The 21,656-nt window shown below is 72.8% G+C and carries 16 protein-coding genes; 3 read left to right on the top strand and 13 right to left on the bottom strand.

Annotation, left to right across the window (positions count from 1 at the left end; all coding sequences use genetic code 11):
- Positions 1-36: 36 nt before the first annotated feature.
- The 3 genes from ACFV4G_RS15970 to ACFV4G_RS15980 form a co-directional block, all read right to left on the bottom strand.
- A complete protein-coding gene (locus tag ACFV4G_RS15970) occupies positions 37-1,284 on the bottom strand; it encodes an NYN domain-containing protein (protein WP_380440570.1) in 1,248 nt (415 codons plus the stop codon).
- Between the two features lie 293 nt (positions 1,285-1,577).
- Positions 1,578-2,606 (bottom strand): aspartate-semialdehyde dehydrogenase, encoded by a 1,029-nt coding sequence (locus ACFV4G_RS15975; RefSeq protein ID WP_380440572.1) that lies wholly within the window; start codon positions 2,604-2,606, stop codon positions 1,578-1,580.
- A 113-nt stretch (positions 2,607-2,719) separates the two neighbouring features.
- Positions 2,720-3,610 carry a dihydrodipicolinate synthase family protein gene (locus tag ACFV4G_RS15980; protein WP_380440574.1) on the bottom strand — a complete coding sequence of 297 codons (891 nt, stop codon included), beginning with the start codon at positions 3,608-3,610 and terminating at the stop codon, positions 2,720-2,722.
- 72 nt (positions 3,611-3,682) lie between these two features.
- Here ACFV4G_RS15980 and ACFV4G_RS15985 point away from each other — a divergent pair, with 72 nt between their 5' ends.
- Entirely contained in the window at positions 3,683-4,570 is an 888-nt protein-coding gene (locus ACFV4G_RS15985) for a LysR substrate-binding domain-containing protein (RefSeq protein WP_380440576.1), read from the top strand.
- Positions 4,571-4,718: 148 nt separating this feature from the next.
- Here the strand turns inward: ACFV4G_RS15985 and dnaE are convergent, their stop codons facing one another.
- The 6 genes from dnaE to ACFV4G_RS16015 form a co-directional block, all read right to left on the bottom strand.
- Complete coding sequence (dnaE, locus tag ACFV4G_RS15990) at positions 4,719-8,252, bottom strand: DNA polymerase III subunit alpha (RefSeq protein ID WP_380440578.1); 3,534 nt, start codon at positions 8,250-8,252, stop codon at positions 4,719-4,721.
- Between the two features lie 134 nt (positions 8,253-8,386).
- Positions 8,387-9,121: a hypothetical protein gene (locus ACFV4G_RS15995; RefSeq protein WP_380440580.1), complete on the bottom strand. Its 735-nt coding sequence runs from the start codon at positions 9,119-9,121 to the stop codon at positions 8,387-8,389.
- Entirely contained in the window at positions 9,114-9,521 is a 408-nt protein-coding gene (locus ACFV4G_RS16000; RefSeq protein ID WP_380440582.1) for a DUF3052 domain-containing protein, read from the bottom strand. The genes ACFV4G_RS15995 and ACFV4G_RS16000 overlap by 8 nt, the downstream gene beginning before the upstream one ends.
- Entirely contained in the window at positions 9,509-10,135 is a 627-nt protein-coding gene (locus tag ACFV4G_RS16005) for a dienelactone hydrolase family protein (RefSeq protein WP_380440584.1), read from the bottom strand. Before ACFV4G_RS16005 ends, ACFV4G_RS16000 begins: the two co-directional genes overlap by 13 nt.
- 33 nt (positions 10,136-10,168) lie before the next feature.
- Positions 10,169-11,026: an ABC transporter permease gene (locus ACFV4G_RS16010; RefSeq protein ID WP_380440586.1), complete on the bottom strand. Its 858-nt coding sequence runs from the start codon at positions 11,024-11,026 to the stop codon at positions 10,169-10,171.
- On the bottom strand, positions 11,023-13,800 hold the full coding sequence (locus ACFV4G_RS16015; protein ID WP_380440588.1) for an alpha/beta fold hydrolase: 2,778 nt from the start codon (positions 13,798-13,800) through the stop codon (positions 11,023-11,025). Before ACFV4G_RS16015 ends, ACFV4G_RS16010 begins: the two co-directional genes overlap by 4 nt.
- Positions 13,801-13,934: 134 nt before the next feature.
- Between ACFV4G_RS16015 and ACFV4G_RS16020 the strand changes: the two genes are divergently transcribed.
- Complete coding sequence (locus ACFV4G_RS16020; RefSeq protein WP_380440590.1) at positions 13,935-14,957, top strand: mechanosensitive ion channel family protein; 1,023 nt, start codon at positions 13,935-13,937, stop codon at positions 14,955-14,957.
- A gap of 49 nt (positions 14,958-15,006) precedes the next feature.
- On the opposite strand, the gene ACFV4G_RS16025 is transcribed toward ACFV4G_RS16020, so the two are convergent.
- The 4 genes from ACFV4G_RS16025 to ACFV4G_RS16040 all read right to left on the bottom strand — a co-directional run bounded on the left by ACFV4G_RS16025 (position 15,007) and on the right by ACFV4G_RS16040 (position 17,774).
- Positions 15,007-15,474, bottom strand: coding sequence for a GNAT family N-acetyltransferase (locus ACFV4G_RS16025; protein ID WP_380440592.1), 468 nt, complete (start codon positions 15,472-15,474; stop codon positions 15,007-15,009).
- Position 15,475: 1 nt separating this feature from the next.
- A complete protein-coding gene (locus ACFV4G_RS16030) occupies positions 15,476-16,414 on the bottom strand; it encodes an RluA family pseudouridine synthase (RefSeq protein ID WP_380440594.1) in 939 nt (312 codons plus the stop codon).
- A 68-nt stretch (positions 16,415-16,482) separates the two neighbouring features.
- On the bottom strand, positions 16,483-17,139 hold the full coding sequence (lspA, locus tag ACFV4G_RS16035) for a signal peptidase II (RefSeq protein ID WP_380440606.1): 657 nt from the start codon (positions 17,137-17,139) through the stop codon (positions 16,483-16,485).
- Positions 17,140-17,306: 167 nt separating this feature from the next.
- A complete protein-coding gene (locus ACFV4G_RS16040; protein WP_380440596.1) occupies positions 17,307-17,774 on the bottom strand; it encodes a TraR/DksA family transcriptional regulator in 468 nt (155 codons plus the stop codon).
- Between the two features lie 650 nt (positions 17,775-18,424).
- Here ACFV4G_RS16040 and ileS point away from each other — a divergent pair.
- Positions 18,425-21,553, top strand: a complete 3,129-nt coding sequence (gene ileS / locus ACFV4G_RS16045) for an isoleucine--tRNA ligase (RefSeq protein WP_380440598.1) — start codon at positions 18,425-18,427, stop codon at positions 21,551-21,553.
- The last annotated feature ends 103 nt before the right edge of the window (positions 21,554-21,656 follow it).

Below are 21,656 nucleotides of genomic sequence, written 5' to 3' on the forward strand. Positions count from 1 at the left end.
CCGCCCGCCGTGCGACGCCCGGGACCGGCCGCGCCCTCAGTCGTCGACGACCATCGACCCGCCCGGCACCCGGGACGCGAGCTCCTTCCAGAACCCGGCCCGGATCGCGTACCTGTCGTGCTCGTCGATCTGGTCGTCCTTGTGCGCGAGCAGCCCGAACCGGGCCGCGTAGCGCAGGAGTTCGCCGTCGACGCGGTGCGGGATGCGCGGGTAGTCGGGCCACAGCACGGTGAGCCGCTCGACGTCGCCGAGGCGCTCGCTCCAGCGGCGGGCGAAGACCTGCCCGACCTCGTGGGCGTCGCCGCCGATGGAGGTGATGTCCTCCTCGCGGTCGGCCCAGCGCTGTTCGGCGGTGGTGAGCTGGGCGAGCGTCGGCAGGCTGTCGCCGGCGGTGACGGCGGGCTCGGGGGCGGGCCGGTCGACCCAGCCGCGGTCGGAGGACCAGCGCAGCACCGGGCCGGTGTGGGCGGCGCTGCCGTTCGCGGTGGCGACGGGCGCGGCGGCGGTGCGCCCGGCGAGGTCCTTGGGGGTGGGCACGACCTTGAGCGCGGTGGCCGGCTGCGGCCGCCCGTTGGTGGCGGCGGGGGCGACGGGAGCGGGCGCGCCGGCGGCCGGGCGGACCGGTACGGGCCCGGTGGGCGGCACGGCGGCCGGGGGTGCGGCGGGCGGTGCGGCGAGGATCTTGGCGATCTCCTGCCGGGGGCCCTGGCCGGGGGCGGGGAAGACGTTCGCGGTCTCGCGGAGGCTGAACGAGTTCTCGATCCACTCGCGGTCGAGGACCCGCCGTTCGTCCGCCTCGCCGACGAGGTCCTCGGACTGGTTGAAGTCGCCGTCGGCGGCCTGGAGGGCCCACAGGTGGACGACGACGCCGTGCTCCTTGGCGGACATCATGCCGGGCAGGAGGTCCCCGTCGCCGGTGATCAGCACGACGTCGGCGCAGGCCCGGTTGCGGGCGAGCTCGGAGAGCTCCGCGTGCATGGCGGCGTCCACGCCCTTCTGCACCCAGCGACCCTCCGCGCGGGTGAGGGCGCCGAGCCGGACGGTCACCCGGGGCAGGACCCGCAGCCGCCGGTGTTCGGGCATCGGGCGCCGGTCGGGGGCGGCGTCGAACCAGTAGATCCGCAGCAGCGGCAGCCCGGTCTCGGCCTCGGCGCGTTCGCGCAGCGCGGTGATCAGCGCGGTGTGGTCGACGGTGACCCGGGAGCGGGACGGGTCGCCGGCGAGCAGGCTGGCGGCGGCGCCCAGCAGGTATCCGGCATCCACCAGAACGACACAGCGATCCATCGCGCACCTCTTTCCGCTCGCCCTCGGGTCAGGCCAGGTGGGCGCGGTCCGCCCGGGGAACGGACGCGGTGGGTGAGGGGGCTTCCGCGACCGCCCGATCGTTGGCTCACCTTTTCCCCATGGTTCGCGCGCCGAACCCCGGGGGACGTCGCGGTCGCGCAACGGCCCTCCCAATGGAAAGCAAAGGCGGGCCCCGTTCAACGACGGGGCCCGCCAAACGTCACGCGGGCTGCGCTTTCGGGGTCCCGGCCCTACGGCTCGCAGGCGTCCCGGCCCTTCGGCTCGCCCGGGTCTCAGCCCTTCAGCTCGGCGGCGACCAGCTCGGCCAGCTGGACGGCGTTGAGCGCGGCGCCCTTGCGCAGGTTGTCGTTGGAGACGAACAGCGACAGCCCGTGCTCCACCGTCTCGTCGGCCCGGATGCGGCCGACGTAGCTCGCGTCCCGACCGGCGGCCTGCAGCGGGGTGGGGATGTCGGACAGCTCGACACCCGGGGCGGCGGCGAGCAGCTCGGCGGCGCGCTCGGGGCTGATCGGACGCTCGAAGCGGGCGTTGATCTGCAGCGAGTGGCCGGAGAAGACCGGGACGCGCACGCAGGTGCCGGCCACCTTGAGCTCGGGGATGCCGAGGATCTTGCGGCTCTCGTGGCGGAGCTTCTGCTCCTCGTCGGTCTCGTTGGAGCCGTCGTCGACGATGGAGCCGGCGAGCGGCACCACGTTGAACGCGATCGGCCGCTGGTAGACCTTGGGCTCGGGGAACTCGACGGCCGAGCCGTCGTGGGCGAGCGCCGAGGCGCCGTCGACGACCTTGGCGGCCTGGTCCTGCAGCTCGGCCACGCCGGCCACGCCGCTGCCGGACACGGCCTGGTAGGTGGAGACGACGAGGGCGGCGAGCCCGGCCTCCTCGTGCAGCGGGCGAAGCACGGGCATGGCGGCCATGGTGGTGCAGTTCGGGTTGGCGATGATGCCCTTGGGCCGGTCGGCGACGGCCTCCGGGTTGACCTCGGAGACGACCAGCGGGACCTCGGGGTCGCGGCGCCAGGCGGAGGAGTTGTCGATGACGACCGCGCCGGCCGCGGCGGCCTTGGGGGCGAGGGCCTTGGAGGTGCTGCCGCCGGCCGAGAAGATCACGATGTCCAGGCCGCTGTAGTCGGCCGTGGCCGCGTCCTCGACGGTGACCTCGGTGCCCTGCCACGGCAGCGTGCGGCCGGCCGAGCGGGCCGAGGCGAACAGCCGCAGCTGCTCCACCGGAAAGTTGCGCTCCGCCAGGATCTCGCGGACCACGCCGCCGACCTGGCCGGTGGCCCCGACAATACCGATCTTCATTCCGACTGACTCCTCTGCATGGTGCTTTCACAGCCGCACTCTGCCCATCATGCCTTGTCACGCGGCGAGGGCGACCTGGTATTCCACGGTGTGAGAGAGGGCTGGGACCCGGTCTAGTGGTCCAGACCACTCGCGAGGGCGAGCGCCGCGTCCACCTGCGCCCGCCCGGCCGGCAGCAGCGGCAGCCGCACGTCCGGGGTGGGGATCCGGCCCTGCGCGTGCAGGACACCCTTCACCACGGTGGGGTTCGGCTCGGCGAAGACGGCTAGCGCCAGCCCGGTCAGGCGGTGCCCGAGCACGCGGGCGCGCTCCACGTCCCCGGCCCGCCAGGCCTCGGCCAGCTCGACGAAGCGGCCGGTCGCCAGGTGGGCGGCGGCGAGGATGCCGCCGGCCGCACCGAGGGCCAGCATCGACGACACGAAGGCGTCCTCCCCGGAGAGCACCGCGAACCCCTCGGGACCGGCGGCGAGCAGCTCGACCGCCGCCTGGTCCAGCCCGCCGGTCGCGTACTTGACGCCCACCACGCCGTCCAGCGCGGCGAGTTCGCGCAGCGCGGCGGCCGACAGCTGCTGTCCGGTCCGGTACGGGATGTGGTAGACGACCAGCGGCAGCGGGCTCGCCTCCGCGAGCGCCCGGACGTGCGCCACCGTCCCCGCCTCGCCCGGCCGCAGGAACGCCGGGACGGTGACGAGCGCGGCCGCGGCCCGCGGCACCCGGGCGCCGAGCTCGGCCAGCGCCTCCGCCGTGGCCCGGGTGTCGCCGCCGTGCGCGCCGACGATCAGCTGCGCGCCGCGCGCGGCACACACGGCGGCGCACGCGTCGATCACCGCCCGCCGTTCCTCGGCGCTCAGCGCGGCGGGCTCACCGGTCGTGCCGAGGGCGACCAGCCCGGCCGCACCGGCGTCGAGCACCTCGTGCGCGAGCTTCTCCAGGGCGTCCAGCGCGACGGAGCCGTCGGCGGCGAAGGGAGTGATGAGGGGGACGTAGATACCCGCGAGTTCCATGCGACCGATCCTGCGCCGCGCCGATCACCCAGGTCCAGTTCACATTTCCGACGCTTCTCGTAAGCTGAGCCGATGCTCGACGTCCGACGCCTGCGCCTGCTGCGCGAACTGGCCCACCTCGGCACCATCGCCGCCGTCGCCGAGGCGCTCTCCTTCAGCCCTTCGGCGGTGTCCCAGCAGCTGTCCGTCCTGGAGAAGGAGGCCGGCGTCCCGCTGCTGGAGCGCACCGGCCGCCGGGTCGCCCTCACCCCGGCCGCGCTGGGCCTGGTCCGGCACGCCGAGGCGGTGCTGGCCCGGCTGGAGCAGGCGGACGCCGAACTCGCCCACGCCCGCCGGGGCCTGGCCGGACCGCTGCGGATCGGCACCTACCCCTCGGCGGCCCGCGCGATCATCCCGGCCGTCCTCGCCGAACTGGCCGGCTGGCACCCGGGCCTGGAGCCGATGGTCACCGAGGTCGACCCGGCGGGCGTCGGCGCGGCGCTGCGCGCGGGCGAGCTCGACGTCGCCCTGGTCCACGAGTACGACCTCGTCCCGGCCGACGCCGAGCCCGGCCTCGCGGTGACCCGCCCGGTGTTCACCGAGCCGATGTACCTGGCCGCGCGCGCCCCGGGCACGGTGGCCGAGCAGCGCTCCGCGCCCTGGATCCTGGCCCCGCGCGGCACGCTCTGCCACAGCATGGCCGTGCGCGCCTGCGAGGCCGCCGGCTTCGCGCCGCGGGTCCGGCACCAGATCGACGACTTCACGACCGTCCTGGCCCTGGTCGCCGCCCGCCAGGGCGTCGCCCTCGTCCCCCACCTGGGCACCGCCGCGCCCCCGCCCGGCGTCGTCCTCACCCGCCTGCCCATGTACCGCCGCACCCGCGCCGCCTTCCGGGCCGGCGCCGGCTCCCACCCGGCGATCTCCGCCTTCGTCTCGGCCCTCCACACCTCGGTCCCCCCGGGCCTCGGCGGCACCGTCTGAGGATCCCGGCCTTCAACTCCCCCTCAATCCCACGCTCCCTCTACCCCCTTCAATCCCCGCGCCCCGAAAGGGGCGCGGGGAACTGCGCGACCAGCCAGGCAACTCCCGTCACCCGCAGGCCCACAGCTCCCCGCTCCCCGAAGTGCTCTCAGCCCGCCAGACAGCTCGGCCCGAGCAACTGCTTCAGGTCCCCGAACAACGCCGGATCCGACTTCACCCGGTGCCGGTCGAGCCGCAGCACCGTCGTCGACCGAGCGCCCTCCAGGCGCAACCGCACCTCCGTCGTCCCCCGGTGGCTGCTCAGCACCTCACCGAGCCGGGCCACCAGCGGCGGCGTCACCTTCACGCTCGGGATGTTGATGACGATCGGCGCCTCGGCGTGCGCGTTGGACAGGTCGGGGACGGCCAGCTCCATCCCCATCAGCCGCGGCACGTCCTCCCGCTTGTCCAGCTTGCCGCGCACGAACACCACGGCGTCCTCGACGAGTTGGGAGGAGACCAGCTGGTAGCTCGCCGGGAAGAACATGCAGTCGATCGAGCCGGCCAGGTCCTCGACGGTGGCGATCGCCCACGCGTTGCCCTGCTTGGTCATCTTCCGCTGGAGGCCCGAGATGATGCCGCCGATGGTGACGATCGTCCCGTCCGGCCGCTCCGCGAGGTCCGCCACCGCGCAGTCCGCCTTGTCGGCGAGCACGTGCTCGATGCCGTGCAGCGGGTGCGAGGAGACGTACAGGCCGAGCATCTCCCGTTCCTGGGTGAGCAGGAAGGCCTTGTCCCACTCCTCGTCGGAGAAGGTGACGTCCAGTCCGAAGCTCGGCTCGTCCGCGGTCGCGTCGCCGCCGAAGAGGTCGAACTGCCCCTCGGCCTCCTTGCGCTTGACCCCGACGACGTTGTCGATCATCGGCTCGAACTGCGCACTGAGGCCCTTGCGGGTGTGCCCGAGCGAGTCGAACGAGCCCGCCTTGATCAGTGATTCGACGGTCCGCTTGTTGCAGACCACCGACTCCACCTTGTCCAGGAAGTCCGGGAAGGAGACGAACTTCCCCTTCGCCTTCCTGGTGCGGATCATCGAGTCGACCACCGGCCCGCCGACGTTGCGGATGGCGGTCAGCCCGAACCGGACGGTGTCGCTGCCGTGCGGCGTGAAGTCCGAGTCCGACTCGTTGACGTCCGGCGGCAGCACCTGGATGCCCATCTTGCGGCACTCGTTCAGGTAGACGGCGGACTTGTCCTTGTCGTCCTTCACCGAGGTGAGCAGGCCGGACATGTACTCGGCCGGGTAGTTGGCCTTCAGGTAGGCCGTCCAGTACGAGACGAGCCCGTACCCGGCGGTGTGCGCTTTGTTGAACGCGTAGCCGGAGAAGGGGACGAGGACGTCCCACACCGCCTGGATGGCCGCGTCGGAGTAGCCGCGCTCGCGGCAGCCCTTCTGGAAGGGGACGAACTCCGCCTCCAGGATCTCCTTCTTCTTCTTGCCCATCGCACGGCGCAGCAGGTCGGCCTGGCCGAGCGAGTACCCGGCGAGGATCTGCGCGGCCTTCTGCACCTGCTCCTGGTAGACGATCAGGCCGTACGTCGGCCGGAGCACCTCCTCCAGGGGCTTCTCCAGCTCCGGGTGGATCGGGGTGATCTCCTGCTGCCCGTTCTTGCGGAGCGCGTAGTTCGTGTGGGAGTTGACGCCCATCGGGCCGGGCCGGTACAGCGCGAGAACGGCGGAGATGTCCTCGAAGTTGTCGGGCTTCATCAGGCGCAGCAGCGAGCGCATCGGCCCGCCGTCGAGCTGGAAGACGCCGAGCGTGTCGCCGCGCGCCAGCAGCTCGTAGGTCGGCTTGTCGTCGAGCGGCAGCTTGAGCAGCTCGATCTTCTCGCCCTTGTTCTTCTCGATCGCCTTGACGGCGTCGTCCATGATCGTCAGGTTGCGCAGGCCGAGGAAGTCCATCTTGAGAAGGCCGAGGCCCTCGCAGGTGGGGTAGTCGAACTGCGTGATGGTGACGCCGTCGGTGTGCCGGGTCCAGACCGGGATGTGGTCGGTCAGCGGCTCGGCGGACATGATGACGCCGGCCGCGTGCACGCCGGGCTGGCGGATCAGGCCCTCGATGCCGCGCGCGGTGTCGATGACCTTCTTCACGTCCGGGTCGGTCTCGTACAGGCCGCGGATCTCGCCGGCCTCGCCGTAGCGCGGGTGGCTCGAATCGGTGATCCCCGACAGCGGGATGCCCTTGCCCATGACGTCCGGCGGCATCGCCTTGGTGATCCGGTCGCCCATCGCGTACGGGTAGCCGAGGACGCGCGAGGAGTCCTTGATGGCGGCCTTCGCCTTGATGGTGCCGTACGTGACGATCATGGCGACCTTGTCGGATCCCCACTTCTCGGTCACGTAGCGGATGACGTCACCGCGCCGGCGCTCGTCGAAGTCGATGTCGACGTCGGGCATGGAGATGCGCTCGGGGTTGAGGAAGCGCTCGAAGATCAGGCCGTGCGGGATGGGGTCGAGGTCGGTGATGCCCATCGCGTAGGCGACCAGCGAACCGGCCGCCGAACCGCGGCCGGGGCCCACCGCGATGCCCTGGCTCTTGGCCCACATGATGAAGTCGGCGACCACGAGGAAGTACGCCGGGAACCCCATCTGGATGATGGTGTCCATCTCGTACTCGGCGAGCTTCTTGTGCTCCTCGTCGTACCCGCCCGGGAAGCGCCAGTCCATGCCCTCCCAGACCTTGGACTTGAAGAAGTCCGCCTCGGACTCGAAGCCGTCCGGGATCGGGAAGCGCGGCATGAGGTTCTTGAACGTGAACATGCCCTCGGTGTCGACCCGCGAGGCGACGAGGAGCTGGCTGTTGCGGCAGCCCTCCTGCCAGGCGTCCGAGGAGTCCAGGGCGTACATCTCGGCCGCGGACTTGATGTAGTAGCCGGTGCCGTCGAAGCGGAAGCGGTCCGGGTCGGAGAGGTTCTTGCCGGTCTGCACGCAGAGCAGGAGGTCGTGCGCACCGGCGTCGGCCTCGGTGGTGTAGTGGGAGTCGTTGGTGACGACCGGCGGGATGTTCAGCTTCCTGCTGATCTCCAGCAGCCCGTCGCGGACCCGCTTCTCGATGTCCAGGCCGTGGTCCATCAGCTCCAGGAAGTAGTTCTCCTTGCCGAAGATGTCCTGGTAGTCGGCCGCGGACCTGACCGCCTCGTCGAACTGCCCGAGCCGCAGCCGGGTCTGCACCTCGCCGGACGGGCAGCCGGTGGTGGCCATCAGGCCGCCGGACAGCTCGGAGATCAGCTCCTTGTCCATGCGGGGCCACTTCACGAGCCAGCCCTCGGCGTAGGAGCGCGAGGTCAGCTTGAAGAGGTTGTGCAGGCCCTCCTTGTCGCGGGCCCAGATGGTCTTGTGGGTGTAGGCGCCGGACGCGGAGACGTCGTCCTTCTTCTGGTGCGGCTGTCCCCACAGGACGCGCTTGGTGTTGGACCGGGACTCGGGCGCGACGTACGCCTCGATGCCGATCACCGGGGTGATCCCGGCCGCGGTGGCCTGCTTGTGGAACTCGGCGGCGCCGTACATGTTCCCGTGGTCGGTCATCGCGACGTGGGTCTGCCCCAGCCGCTCGACCTCCTTGAACATCTGCTTCAACCGGGCGGCGCCGTCCAGCATCGAGTACTCGGTGTGGACGTGCAGGTGCGCGAACGGCTGATCGCTCAAGGCGGGGCCTCCAGAGGCTCTGGGCTTTGTGGTGGGCCGGCGAACGCGCAGGTCACAGGGGTTCCCTGGAAACAGATGTGGCCCGAACCACCTCCCGGGGTCCGGACCATCCCTCACGCGTTCACGCGTCTACTCTAGCCCGCCCCGCCCCCGCCGAGCCGCACCGCGGCGGCGTCCCGCACGGCCGTCTCCTCCAGCGGATCGTCGCGCAGAGCGACCAGGCGCTCCCCCACCTCGGGCCGTTCCGGAGCGTGTCGGACCCCCAACAGCCTGGCACCGGATTCACAGTCCCAGAGGCTCTCCACGTACGCCTCGTCGAGCCCCGCGGGCGCCACCGCGGCGAGCGCCTCCAGGTACGCCGGCCGCTCGGAGGAGTGCGGCGTCCACAGCCAGAACCGCCGCAGCAGCGACGCCGCCCCGCCCGCCTCCGGCCCGAACCGCGCCAGCCCCCGCGCGAGCGCGGCCGGCCCGCACCAGGTCCGCTCCACCCAGCACCGCTCCAGCTCCTCCAGCAGCACCGGCAGCGGACGGGAATCCTCGTCCCGCCCGTGATCACCGTGCCCGTCCCGCCGGACGGGCCCGCGCGCCGGCAGCTCCAGCACCTCGTCCGCCCGCACGCGGGCGTTCCCCGCCGGCAGCTCGGCCACCGGCCCGAGCGGCAGCGCCAAGTCCCGTACCAGCCGCGCCAGGTAGAGCGCCCGCTCGTCGGTCTGCCGGTCCCAGCGCCACTCCCACCGGAGGCACCCGTACACCAGCCCGGCGGCGGCCGCCGGGTCCTCCGCCGCCATCAGCGCACCCAGCCCGCGCCCCCGCTGCAGGAGCCCCGGCAGCGTCCCCGCCGGCGCGTACTCGTATCTCCGCTCAGTCACGCCCCCTCAGCTCCCGCCGGATCACCAGCCGCAGCCCGGACCACACCTCGTCGATCGCGCACACCTTGTTGTCCACCAGCCCGGTCGGCAGCGCGACCTCCCGCACCCCGTTCTCGTCCAGATCGCTCACCACCCCCGAGGACTTCTTCGGCCACGCCACCCACAGCCCCGCCGCCGGCCGCATCAGCGCCCGCAGGCCGGGCAGCCCGGTCTCGTAGGCGGCGCGCCCGGCCGGGAACCACACGCAGACGTCGAACGATCCGGCGGCTGCCGTGACGCCCTCCGGCAGGTCCGGCACCGCGAAACCCGTCGGCGCGTCCACCAGGAGCAGCTCGTCCCCCGTCCGGATGCCGAGCTTGCGCGCCAACGGCGTCCGCGAGTACCCGCTCAGTGGTCGCACTCCACGAGGAAGTCCAGCGCGACGGCCCACGCGCGCTCGGCCGCCTCGGCGTCGTAGTCCGCCAGTTCCGCGTCGGTGAACAGGTGCCCGGCGCCGCGGTAGCGGTGCACCTCGACGTCCGCCCCGGCCTTGCGCATCTGCAGGTACCAGGCGTTCAGCCAGTCCTCGGTCTCGAACGGGTCCGGCTCGGCGACGTGCAGCTGCACCGGGATGTCGGTGGCCGCGTCCTCCCGCAGGTCCGACGTGCCGTGCAGGAGCAGCAGGCCGCGCGCCTTCTCGTCGGCCAGCGCCAGGTTCTGCGCGAGCGAGCCGCCGAGCGAGAACCCGGCGTACACCAGCCCGCCGTCCGCGAGCGGGGCGACCGCGGTCACCGCCCGCCGCAGCAGCTCGTCGCTCCCGCCGAGCTCCTCCTGGTACGCCAGCCCGGCCTCGATGTCGTCGAAGGTCCGCCCGTCGAACAGGTCCGGCGTGTGGACGGTGTGCCCGGCGCCGCGCAGCCGCTCGGCGGCGGCGTGGACGGCGGGGCGCAGCCCGTAGGCGGAGTGGAAGAGGACGATCTGGGCCACGGCGGGGGTCCTTCGGGAGAGGTCGGCTACCCACCCATGATCCCTCATCGCCCCGGACGGACCCGCCCCGCTACGAGACCCCTACGAGACCACGTCCTTCCGGGCGAACCCGCGGAACGCGAGCGCGAGCAGCACCGCCGCGTACGACAGCGACAGCGACACGCCCTGCACCATGCCGCCCCACTCCAGCTGCGGCTGCAGCGCGTCCGCCCACGCGTACTGCCAGTGCGCCGGCAGCCACTCCCGCAGGCTCCCGAGCGCCGTGACGGCGTCCAGCACCCCGGTGATGATCGAGGCGAACACCGCGCCGCCGACCGCGCCGAGCGGCGCGTCGGTGGCCGTCGAGAGCCAGAAGGCCAGCGCCCCGATCACGAGCTCGCTCAAAAAAACAAACGCGACAGCAACGGCCAGCCGAGGCAGCGCGTCGGCGGCCGGCAGACTGGCGCCGGCCGGGAGCTTCAGGTCCCCCCACCCGTACGCGGCCGTCCCCACGACCAGCCCGATCGCCGGCAGCATGACCACCGCGACCGCCGAGAACAGCATCCCCACCACGAACTTGCGCGCCAGCAGCCGCGCCCGCGGCACCGGCGCGGCCAGCAGGTAGCGCAGCGAGGACCAGCTGGCCTCCGAGGCGACGGTGTCCCCGCAGAACAACGCGACCGGGATCACGAGCATGAACCCGGTGCCCATGAACAGCATCGTGGTCGCGAAGTTGGCCCCGGACGCGGTGGCCAGCTCGATGAACGTGGTCCGGTCCTGGCGCCCGGGGGTCCCGCCGACCTGGAAGGCCGCCAGGACGATGAACGGCAGCGCCGCCAGCACCCCGCCGATCACCAGCGTCCGCCGCCTCCGCAGCTGCCGGACGATCTCGACCCGCAGCGGCAGCGTCCGCCCCGCCCGGTACCCCTCGGCGTGGTCCGCCGAAACGACGCCGCTCACGCCGCACCTCCGATCAACGACAGGAACGCGTCCTCCAGCCGCCGCTGCGGCCCGGCGCTCTCCACCGGCACGCCGAGGCGCACCAGCTCGGCGACCAGCTCGCTCGCCGCCATCCCGTCCAGTCGCACCAGTAGTCCGCCCTCCACGGCCTCGGCCGAGCCGACCCCGGCCAGCTCGCCCACCTTCTCGACGACCGTCTCCGGCGCGAACGACGGCGCCACCCCGATCATCAGCAGTTCCCCGGCCCCGACGATGTCGCCGACGGCGCCGGCCGTCACGAGCCGCCCGCGGTCCATGACCACGAGGTCCGTGCAGCTCTGCTCGACCTCGGAGAGCAGGTGGCTGGAGACGATGACGGTCCGCCCGCCGGCCGCGTACCGGATCATGACCTCGCGCATCTCGCGGATCTGCGGCGGGTCGAGCCCGTTGGTCGGCTCGTCGAGGATCAGCAGGTCCGGCATCCCGAGCATGGCCTGGGCGATCGCGAGCCGCTGCCGCATGCCCTGCGAGTACGTGCGCACCGCGCGGTCGAGCGCCTCGCCGAGCCCGGCGATCTCCAGCGCCTCGGCGAGGTGCGCGTCCTCCTCCGGACGCCCGGTGGCCTGCCAGTACAGCCGCAGGTTGGCCCGCCCGGTGAGGTGCGGCAGGAATCCCGCGCCCTCGACGAACGCGCCGACCCGCGAGAGCACCGGCGCGCCGGGCCGCACGAGGTGGCCGAAGACGCGGATCTCGCCCGCGTCCGGCCGGATCAGGCCCATCAGCATCCGCAGCGTCGTGGTCTTGCCCGCGCCGTTCGGCCCGAGCAGCCCGAGCACCTGCCCCTGCTCGACCCGGAAGCCCAGGTCCCGTACGGCGTACCGGTCCGCCGAGCCCTTGTAGCGCTTGCCGAGCCCGGTGATCTGCAGCGGCACCCCGCCGAGCGCCGGGTCGTACGCGGGCCCGCCGGCCCCCCGCGCGCGCCGCCGCAGCCGGGGCGCCAGCACCAGCCCGAGCGCCACCACGACGGCGGCCACCGGGAGCATCCAGGTCCGCGCGGGCAGCGGCGTCGACTCGGTGACGAGCCGCTCGACGGTCGGCACGGCCAGCGCCCCCGCGACCGCCACCCGGTAGGTGGCCGGCTCGGCGGGCGAGGCGTACGCGAGGTCGGTGCTCGCCAGCACGAGCCGCAGCCGGTGCCCCGCCGGGAACGTGTGGTCGACGGCGGGCAGCGCCACCGTGACGGTCCGCCCGGCGTCCGCGCCGGTGACCCGCAGCGGCGCGGCGAGCTGCTGCGGCAGCTGGGCCTTGCCGTCCGGCCCGACGTCGTACAGCTTCGCGAACAGCACCGCGTCCGGCCGGTCCGCCTGCACCCGGACGGGCACGGTCGGCTGTCCGGTCAGGTGCAGCGGCCCGTCCAGCGGCGCCGACTCGAAGGCCGCGTTCTGCCCGGGGAAGTCCAGCGCCAGCCCGGCCCCCAGCGAGGCCGCCTGGCTGAGCGCCCCGATCCCCGGCAGCGTCGAGATCCCCGGCGGAGCGCCGCCCGGCGGGTTGGCGAGCGTCTTCTCCCCGCCGGTCAGGTCCACCGACCGCGAGCCGGTACCGCCGAGCCCGGGGTACGCGTCCGCCGTGGCGCCGCGCAGCACGGCCTGGAACCCGGTCGAGTCGACCCCGCCGGTCCGGGTCACCCGGAACGCCGGGCCCGTGTCGTTCCCCCGCCCCCGCAGGTAGTGGTCGAACCAGGCCGTCACCCGATCGTCCACCCGGGCGCTCGTGTCGGTGCCCCCGTCGTGCCCGCCGGCGAACCAGTCCACCGAGACGGGCGCGCCGTTGGCCGCCACCGCCTGCGCGATCCGGTCCCCCTGGTCCAGCGGGAACAGCGAGTCCTGCTGCCCCTGCACGACCAGCGTCGGCACCTTGAGCTGCCCGGCCACCGAGGACGGGCTCGACTTGTCCAGCAGCGCGACGGCGTCCGCGTCCGCGTGCCCGCTCGTGGCGACCCGGTCGTACATCTGGCAGAGCGACTCCAGGAAGCGCCCGCACCCGACCGGCCCGCCGTCGCCGCCCGCCGGCCGGCCGCCCTCGCGCGGCGAGCCCCCGGACGGCCCGAGGTCGCCCGCGGCGCCGGTCGTGAAGAAGATCCCGGCCCACAGCTTCTTGAACACCCCGTCCGCCGCGCCCGACCCCTGCACGCCCTGCGGGAACAGCGCGTCGGCCAGGTTCCACCACGTGATCTGGGTGGCCACGGCGTCGATCCGGTGGTCGTACGCGGACGCCAGCAGCGAGACGGCGCCGCCGTAGGAGGCGCCGGTGATGCCCACCCGCGGGTCGCCGGGCCCGTCCAGCTGCACCTCGGGCCGCTGGGCCAGCCAGTCCACCAGGTGCTTGACGTCCTCGACCTCGCGGTCGGGCGCGTTGAGCCCGATCTTCCCGCCCGAGTGCCCGAAGCCGCGCGCCGACCAGGTCAGCACCGCGTACCCCTGCCGGGCCAGCTGCTCGGCCCGGTCGTGCTCGCCCTCCTTGGAGCCGCCGAAGCCGTGGGCGAGCAGGACCGCCGGGCGCGGGGTGGAGCCCGTCGTGAAGAACGAGGTGTCCAGCTGCACCTGCTGGGCGCTGCCGGGCGTCTCCGGCATGCTGAGAAAACGATCCTCCTGGTGGACCGGCTGCTCCCCGCCGGACGCCACCGCCGCCGTGCCGATCCCCGCGACGGCCACCAGGGCCACCGCACCGGCCAGCAGTCTCCGCCGCGTCACCGCACCGCGGCCGCGCCACCGACGCCACGCGCCACCGAACTCCATGGCCGTTGATCGTAACGGCCGCACGAGTAGGCGTCCGATAAAGCCACCGCCCCGGCCCCCGCCCGTTTCACCCGCTTCCAGTCCGCTATGCCCGGGTATCGTACGGCTCACCCGACCCCAGTCCCCTCGGCGAGGTGCCCGTGTTCCGGCCGCTGATCACCCTGCTCGCCACCATCGTCGCCACCCTGGCGACCGGCTGGATCGTCGACCAGGCCCTCCAGCGCATCGCCGCCCGCAACCCCGGGGCCCCGGTCTGGCCACTGCTCCGCAGGTGCCGGATCCCCCTCCAACTCACCGTCATCACCGCCCTGTTGCTCGCGGCGAGCCCGCTCAAGCGGATCTTCCACCTGAAGAACGACGAGGGCGCGCACCACCTGCTCCTGCTCTTCCTCCTCGCCTCCCTCGGCTGGCTGACCGTCCGCGTCGTGGCGGCCCTCCTGGAGGCGCTGCTCGGCCGGTACGAGACCGTCACCGAGGACCCCGCCCGCAGGCAGCGCGTGCACACCCAGATCAGCATGCTGCGCCGCGCGGTGAGCGCCGGCATCGTCATCGTGACGGTCGCCGTGATGCTGCTGACGTTCTCCGCGATGCGCACCATCGGCGCCAGCCTGCTGGCCTCCGCCGGCATCATCGGCATCGTCGCGGGCATCGCCGCCCAGAGCGCCCTGGGCAACTTCTTCGCCGGCCTGCAGATCGCCTTCGGCGACACGGTCCGGATCGGCGACACCGTGGTGGTGGACGGCCAGCAGGGCACGGTCGAGGAGATCACGCTCTCCTACCTGGTGGTGCGGCTCTGGGACCACCGGCGCCTGATCGTGCCGGTCTCCTACTTCGTCAACAAGCCGTTCGAGAACTGGACCCGCCGCGACCCCGGCCTGCTCGCCGCGGTCCTGCTCCACCTCGACCACACCACCCCGGTCGACGCCCTGCGCGGGGCCCTGCACACCCGCCTGGAGACCCACCCCCTCTGGGACGGCACCGAGTGGGCCCTCAACGTCACCGACGCTACCCCCAGCACCATCGTCGTCCGCGCCACGATGACCGCCCGCACCCCCGACGACGCCGCCCAACTCCGCTTCGACATCCGCGAACACCTCATCGCGTACCTACGCGACGAACACCCCGAAGCCCTCCCGCGCCTCCGCACGACCCCCTGAACGACGAATGCCCCCGCACCCCTTCCGGGGCGCGGGGGGATCGCGGGGCCTACAGCACTCGCGTCATCGTCCGGTGCGGGATCCCGGCGTCGTCGTACACCGGCCCCTCCGCCGCGTACCCCAGCCGCTCGTAGAACCCGAGCGCCTGCACCTGCGCGTGCAGCTCCAGCTCCACGGCCCCACGGGCGATCCCCGCGGCCTCGATAGCCCGCACCAGCGAGGCCCCGAGCCCGGTCCCCCGGGCGGCCTGCACCACCGCGAGCCGCCCCAGCAGCACCCGCCCGGCGCGCCCACCGGTGAGCTCCAGCGCGGCGTCCCCGTGGATCAGCCGACCGGTGCCGAGCGCGGTGCCGTCCGCCGCGACCGCGAGCACGTGCACCGAGGTGGCGTCGTACTCGTCGTACTCCAGCTCCTCCGGCACGTTCTGCTCGACGACGAACACCTCGCGCCGGACCGCCCGCACGAGCTCCAGGTCCGCGTCGCCCTCCGCGACGCGGATCCCCGCGGCCGCCGTCATCTCAGCTCTCCGACGCGATGATGTCGAGCGCCTTGCGCAGGTCCGCCGGGTACTCGCTGGAGAACTCGACCCACTGCCCGTCCGCCGGGTGCTCGAACCCGAGCGAGACGGCGTGCAGCCACTGCCGGGTCAGCCCGAGCCGCTTGGCGAGCGTCGGGTCGGCGCCGTAGGTGAGGTCGCCGACGCACGGGTGGCGCAGCGCGGACATGTGCACGCGGATCTGGTGGGTGCGGCCGGTCTCCAGCTTGATGTCGAGCAGCGACGCGGCCCGGTACGCCTCGATGAGGTCGTAGTGCGTGACGGACGGCTTGCCCTCGCGCGTCACCGCCCACTTCCAGTCCGAGCTGGGGTGGCGCCCGATCGGCGCGTCGACCGTGCCGCTCATCGGGTCCGGGTGGCCCTGGACGAGCGTGTGGTAGCGCTTCTCGGTGATGCGGTCGTGGAACTGGCGCTTGAGGTCGGTGTACGCGCGCTCCGACTTCGCCACGACCATCAGGCCCGAGGTGCCGACGTCGAGCCGGTGGACGATGCCCTGGCGCTCGGCGGCGCCGGAGGTGGAGATCCGGAAGCCGGCCGCGGCGAGGCCGCCGATGACGGTGGTGCCGGTCCAGCCGGGGCTGGGGTGGGCGGCGACGCCGACGGGCTTGTCGACGAGCACGATGTCGTCGTCCTCGTGGACGATCCGCATGCCGTCGACCGGCTCGGCGACGACCTGCACCGGGGCGGCGGGGGCGGGGATCTCGACCTCCAGCCAGGAGCCGGCGGTCACCCGGTCCGACTTGCCGGCCTGGGCGCCGTCGAGCGTCACCTTGCCGTCGGCGGCCAACTCGGCGGCCTTGGTCCGGGAGAAGCCGAACATCCGGGCGAGGGCGGCGTCGAGTCGCTCGCCCTCCAGGCCGTCGGGTACGGGGAGGCTGCGGATCTGCGCTGCGGTACTCACCCGTACGAGTATGCCGGAAAGGCGGCCGCCACCTTCCGCCCGTCCCTCCCGGCCGCCCGGTTGCGCCGCTACTTCGCCGGCTTCTCCGCCTGCTGGTGCACGGTCCCGTCCGGGTTGCTCCCGCGGAACGACAGCAGGACGACCAGGATCCCGCCGCACACGATCGCCGAGTCCGCGAGGTTGAAGACCGCGAAGTGCTGCACGGAGATGAAGTCCACGACGTGCCCGCGGAAGACGCCGGGCGCGCGGAACAGCCGGTCGGTGAGGTTGCCGAGGGCCCCGCCCAGCAGCAGCCCGAGCGCGATCGCCCACGGCAGGCTGTACAGCCGCCGGGCGATGCGCCAGATCACGACGATGACGGCCGAGGCGATCATGGTGAAGACGACGGTGAGCGCCTGGCCCATGCCGAACGCGGCCCCGGAGTTGCGGATCACCTGGAAGGTCACGACGTCGCCGACGACCTTGATCGCCGCGTGGTTCTCCAGCCGGGCGACGACCAGCAGCTTGCTGCCGAGGTCGATGAGGAACGCGAGCACGGCGACGACCAGCAGGACGCCGATCCGCCGCGGCCCCTTGCCCTTCTCCACCGCCGTGGCGCCGTCCGTGGCGGCCGGTTCGGCGGACTCCGCGGGCTCTGCAGGCTCGGCCACGGCCACCTCCACGGCTTCGGCGGGGGCAGGGACGGCGTCGTCCCGGGTCTGGGGAGAACCTTGCGTACTGATGATCCGCTCCGCTGCCGATGGAGCTCCCCCGGCCGGAGGTGGGGGAGGGTGGTGGGCCGGTGACGACACCGGTCGCTCCCCGTCACGGGGGCGTCGGGCGACGTTCAGGCGACGTTACGGGGTCGAGCGTACGGCAAGCCCGACCCCCCGCGCCGCGCCGGTCGGGCGGTTCAGCGGCGTTCCTGCTTGGCCTTGCACTGCACGCAGAGCGTGGCCCGCGGGAAGGCCTGCATCCGGGCCTTGCCGATGGCCTGCCCGCAGGACTCGCAGACGCCGAAGCCGACGCCCTCCAGCCGCTCCAGGGCGCGCTCGATCTGGGCGAGGCTGTCCCTGGCGTTGTTGGCGAGGGCGAGCTCGCTCTCCCGCGAGATGTTCTTGGTGCCGGCGTCCACCTGGTCGTCGCCGGCTCCGTCGTTGGAGTCGCGCATCAGGCCGGAGATGGCGGCCTCGGCGGCGCCGATCTCGTTCTGCAGCCGCTCCAGCTCGCTGATCAGTTCGTTGTGCAGCTCGTGGACCTCCTCCGAGGTCCACGGCTCCTCGCCCGGACGGACCGGCAGCGTGGCCGGGTCCACGGATTCTGCGCCGCGCAGCACGGTGACGGTGTCGGTGCTGGTGTTCTGCCGTGCGGTAGTGGTCACGGTCCCCTCCCCTGGATCGGCCGCCACGGCCTTGCGTGCCCGCTTGGTGGCGGTACCCGCGCCGGTTGCCTTCTCAGCCATGGCTTCGACCCCATCTACGAACGAATCGAGCCGCCGGTTCCCGGCGGCTTCCAGTGCCGGAACGATAATCCCGATCAAAACCGGTCACAACATGACATACCGACGCCTCACCATGATCCCACCCAGGCAGCCGCCCCAACCGCCACGCCCCTCGCGCTGACCAGACTTGTGCCCAGAACACCCCCTCCTAACCACCCCGCGGCGCACCCCCGGGAGCACCCGCGAGCAGCCGTTCGGCGCGTCCCGCGCACCCCGCGCCGGACGAAACCGACTTGCGGCAGCCGATACACTGGGCCTGCAAGGCGCAGATGGGACGAGTACCGACGTACGCAGCCACCAGCGACCCGGGGACGGTGCGAGCCCGGGGGTGTGCGCGGCGGGAAGATCACCCCGGAGCCGCCGGAAGAACGGCCACCACCACGGCGGCCCACTAGACCCGGCAGCAACCCCAAACAAGAGGGCCGCACCGCACCACCGCGGCCAAGGAGGGTGGTACCGCGGGTCGGCGAAGGCCGTCTCGTCCCTCCGGAGGATTCAGTCCCAGCATCCGCCGGAGGTAGACACCCGCGATGAGCACCTACAACCCCGTCCCCGCACAGGTGGATCTCCCCGCCCTGGAACACCAGATCCTGTCCTTCTGGCAGGACAACAAGGTCTTCCAGCGCAGTCTGGAGCAGTCCGAGGGCCGTCCCGAGTGGGTGTTCTACGAGGGCCCGCCGACCGCCAACGGCATGCCCGGTGCGCACCACATCGAGGCCCGCGTCTTCAAGGACGTCTTCCCCCGGTACCGGACCATGAAGGGCTACCACGTCGCCCGCAAGGCCGGCTGGGACTGCCACGGCCTGCCGGTCGAGCTGGCCGTCGAGAAGGAGCTCGGCTTCTCCGGCAAGCAGGACATCGAGGCCTACGGCATCGCCGAGTTCAACGCCAAGTGCCGCGACTCGGTGACCCGCCACACCGACGCCTTCGCCGAGCTGACCACCCGCATGGGGTACTGGGTCGACCTCGACGAGGCCTACCGCACGATGGACCCGTCCTACGTCCAGTCCGTGTGGTGGTCGCTCCAGCAGATCTTCGACAAGGGCCTGCTGGTCCAGGACCACCGGGTCGCCCCCTGGTGCCCGCGCTGCGGCACCGGCCTGTCCGACCACGAGCTGGCCCAGGGCTACGAGACGGTCGTCGACCCCTCGGTCTACGTGAGGTTCCCGCTCACCAGCGGCCCGCTCGCCGGCCGCGCCGCGCTGCTCGCCTGGACCACCACCCCGTGGACCCTGGTCTCCAACACCGCCGTCGCCGTGCACCCGGACGTCACCTACGTGGTGGCCACCGACGGCACCGAGCAGGTCGTCGTCGCCGAGCCGCTGGTCGCCAAGGCGCTCGGCGAGGGCTGGGAGACCACCGGCGAGTCCTTCACCGGTGCCGAGATGGAGCGCTGGGGCTACCGGCGCCCGTTCGAGCTGGTCGACATCGAGGGCGCCCACTTCGTCCTCAACGCCGACTACGTCACCACCGAGGACGGCACCGGCATCGTCCACCAGGCCCCCGCCTTCGGTGCGGACGACCTCACGACCTGCCGCAAGTACGGCCTGCCGGTGGTCAACCCGGTGCTCGCCGACGGCACCTTCGCCCCCGAGGTCCCGCTGGTCGGCGGCCAGTTCTTCAAGAAGGCCGACGAGGCCCTGGTCGCGGACCTCAAGGAGCGCGGCCTGCTCTTCCGCCACGTCGCCTACGAGCACAGCTACCCGCACTGCTGGCGCTGCCACACCGCGCTGCTCTACTACGCGCAGCCGTCCTGGTACATCCGGACCACCGCCGTCAAGGACGCGCTGATCCGGGAGAACGAGGCCACCAACTGGTTCCCGGAGACGGTCAAGCACGGCCGTTTCGGCGACTGGCTGAACAACAACATCGACTGGGCGCTCAGCCGCAACCGGTACTGGGGCACCCCGCTGCCGATCTGGCGCTGCGAGGAGGGCCACCTCACCTGCGTCGGCTCGCTGGCCGAGCTGTCCGAGCTCACCGGCACCGACCAGAGCGGCCTCGACCCGCACCGCCCGTTCATCGACGAGGTGACCTTCGCCTGCCGCGACTGCGGCGGCACCGCCACCCGCGTGCCCGAGGTCATCGACGCCTGGTACGACTCGGGCTCGATGCCCTTCGCCCAGTACGGCTACCCGTACCAGAACAAGGAGCTGTTCGAGAAGCGCTACCCGGCGCAGTTCATCTCCGAGGCGATCGACCAGACCCGCGGCTGGTTCTACACGCTGATGGCCGTCGGCACCCTGGTGTTCGACAAGAACAGCTACGAGAACGTCGTCTGCCTGGGCCACATCCTGGCCGAGGACGGCCGCAAGATGTCCAAGCACCTGGGCAACATCCTGCAGCCGATCCCGCTGATGGACCAGCACGGCGCCGACGCGGTCCGCTGGTTCATGGCGGCCGGCGGCTCGCCCTGGTCGGCCCGCCGGGTCGGCCACGGCACGATCCAGGAGGTGGTCCGCAAGACCCTCCTCACCTACTGGAACACCGTCGCCTTCCAGGCCCTGTACGCCCGCACCGCCGACTGGGCCCCCTCCGCGGGCGACCCGGCCCCCGCCGACCGTCCGGTCCTGGACCGCTGGGTGCTCTCCGAGCTGAACACCCTGGTCCGCGAGGTCGACGCGGCGTTCGAGGCCTACGACACCCAGCGCGCCGGCAAGCTGCTGTCCGCGTTCGTCGACGACCTGTCCAACTGGTACGTCCGCCGCGGCCGCCGCCGCTTCTGGCAGGGCGACGCCGCCGCACTCGCCACCCTGCACGAGGCGCTGGAGACCGTCACCCGTCTGATGGCCCCGCTCACCCCGTTCATCACCGAGCGGGTCTGGCAGGACCTGGTGGTCCCGATCGACGAGACCGCCCCCGCCTCCGTCCACCTGGCCACCTGGCCCGAAGCGGACGAGACCCTGGTCGACCCGGCGCTCTCCCGCCACATGGCGCTGGTCCGCCGCCTGGTCGAACTCGGCCGCGCCACCCGCGCCGAGTCCGGTGTGAAGACCCGCCAGCCGCTGTCCCGCGCGCTGATCGCCGCCCAGGGCTGGGAGGAACTGCCCGCCGACCTGCGCGCGCAGATCGCCGAGGAGCTCAACGTCTCCACCCTGGAGTCCCTCGCCGAGGTCGGCGGCTCCCTCGTCGACACCACCGCCAAGGCCAACTTCCGCGCCCTGGGCAAGCGCTTCGGCAAGGGCGTCCAGGACGTCGCCAAGGCCGTCGCCGCCGCCGACGCCGCCCACCTCGCCACCGAGCTGCGCGCCACCGGCCAGACCAGCGTCCAGCACGACGGCGAGACGATCACCCTCTCCCCCGACGAGGTGATCATCACCGAGACCCCGCGCGAGGGCTGGGCCGTCGCCAACGAGTCCGGTGCCACCGTCGCCCTCGACCTGGCCATCACCCCGGAGCTCAAGCGGCTCGGCATCGCCCGCGACGCCATCCGCCAGATCCAGGAGGCCCGGAAGAACTCCGGCCTGGACGTCGCCGACCGCATCGTCCTCCGCTGGCGCGCCACCTCCGAGGAGACCGCCGAGGCCATCGCCGAACACGGCCCTCTCGTCGCCGACGAGGTCCTCGCGACCGACTTCGCCGCCGGCGCCGCCGACTGGACCTCCGGCACCTTCACCGACGAGTCCCTCGGCCTGGCCTTCCAACTCCGCAAGGCCTGACCCGAACAAGAACCGGGGGGGGCGGGGGGCCGGCGCCCCGCCCGGGCCGGGCCCCCACCCCCCCCCCCCCCCGCGCCGGGGGGCGGCGGGCGGGCGGGGGGGC

Source organism: Kitasatospora sp. NPDC059747 (assembly GCF_042732955.1).
GTDB lineage: Bacteria > Actinomycetota > Actinomycetes > Streptomycetales > Streptomycetaceae > Kitasatospora.

Bases quoted from the DNA above. Each gene is read 5' to 3' on its own strand.
- ACFV4G_RS15970 (WP_380440570.1), bottom strand. From the start codon at position 1,284: ATGGATCGCTGTGTCGTTCTGGTGGATGCCGGATACCTGCTGGGCGCC.
- ACFV4G_RS15975 (WP_380440572.1), bottom strand. From the start codon at position 2,606: ATGAAGATCGGTATTGTCGGGGCCACCGGCCAGGTCGGCGGCGTGGTC.
- ACFV4G_RS15980 (WP_380440574.1), bottom strand. From the start codon at position 3,610: ATGGAACTCGCGGGTATCTACGTCCCCCTCATCACTCCCTTCGCCGCC.
- ACFV4G_RS15985 (WP_380440576.1), top strand. From the start codon at position 3,683: ATGCTCGACGTCCGACGCCTGCGCCTGCTGCGCGAACTGGCCCACCTC.
- ACFV4G_RS16005 (WP_380440584.1), bottom strand. From the start codon at position 10,135: ATGAGGGATCATGGGTGGGTAGCCGACCTCTCCCGAAGGACCCCCGCC.
- ACFV4G_RS16015 (WP_380440588.1), bottom strand. From the start codon at position 13,800: ATGGAGTTCGGTGGCGCGTGGCGTCGGTGGCGCGGCCGCGGTGCGGTG.
- ACFV4G_RS16025 (WP_380440592.1), bottom strand. From the start codon at position 15,474: ATGACGGCGGCCGCGGGGATCCGCGTCGCGGAGGGCGACGCGGACCTG.
- ileS (WP_380440598.1), top strand. From the start codon at position 18,425: ATGAGCACCTACAACCCCGTCCCCGCACAGGTGGATCTCCCCGCCCTG.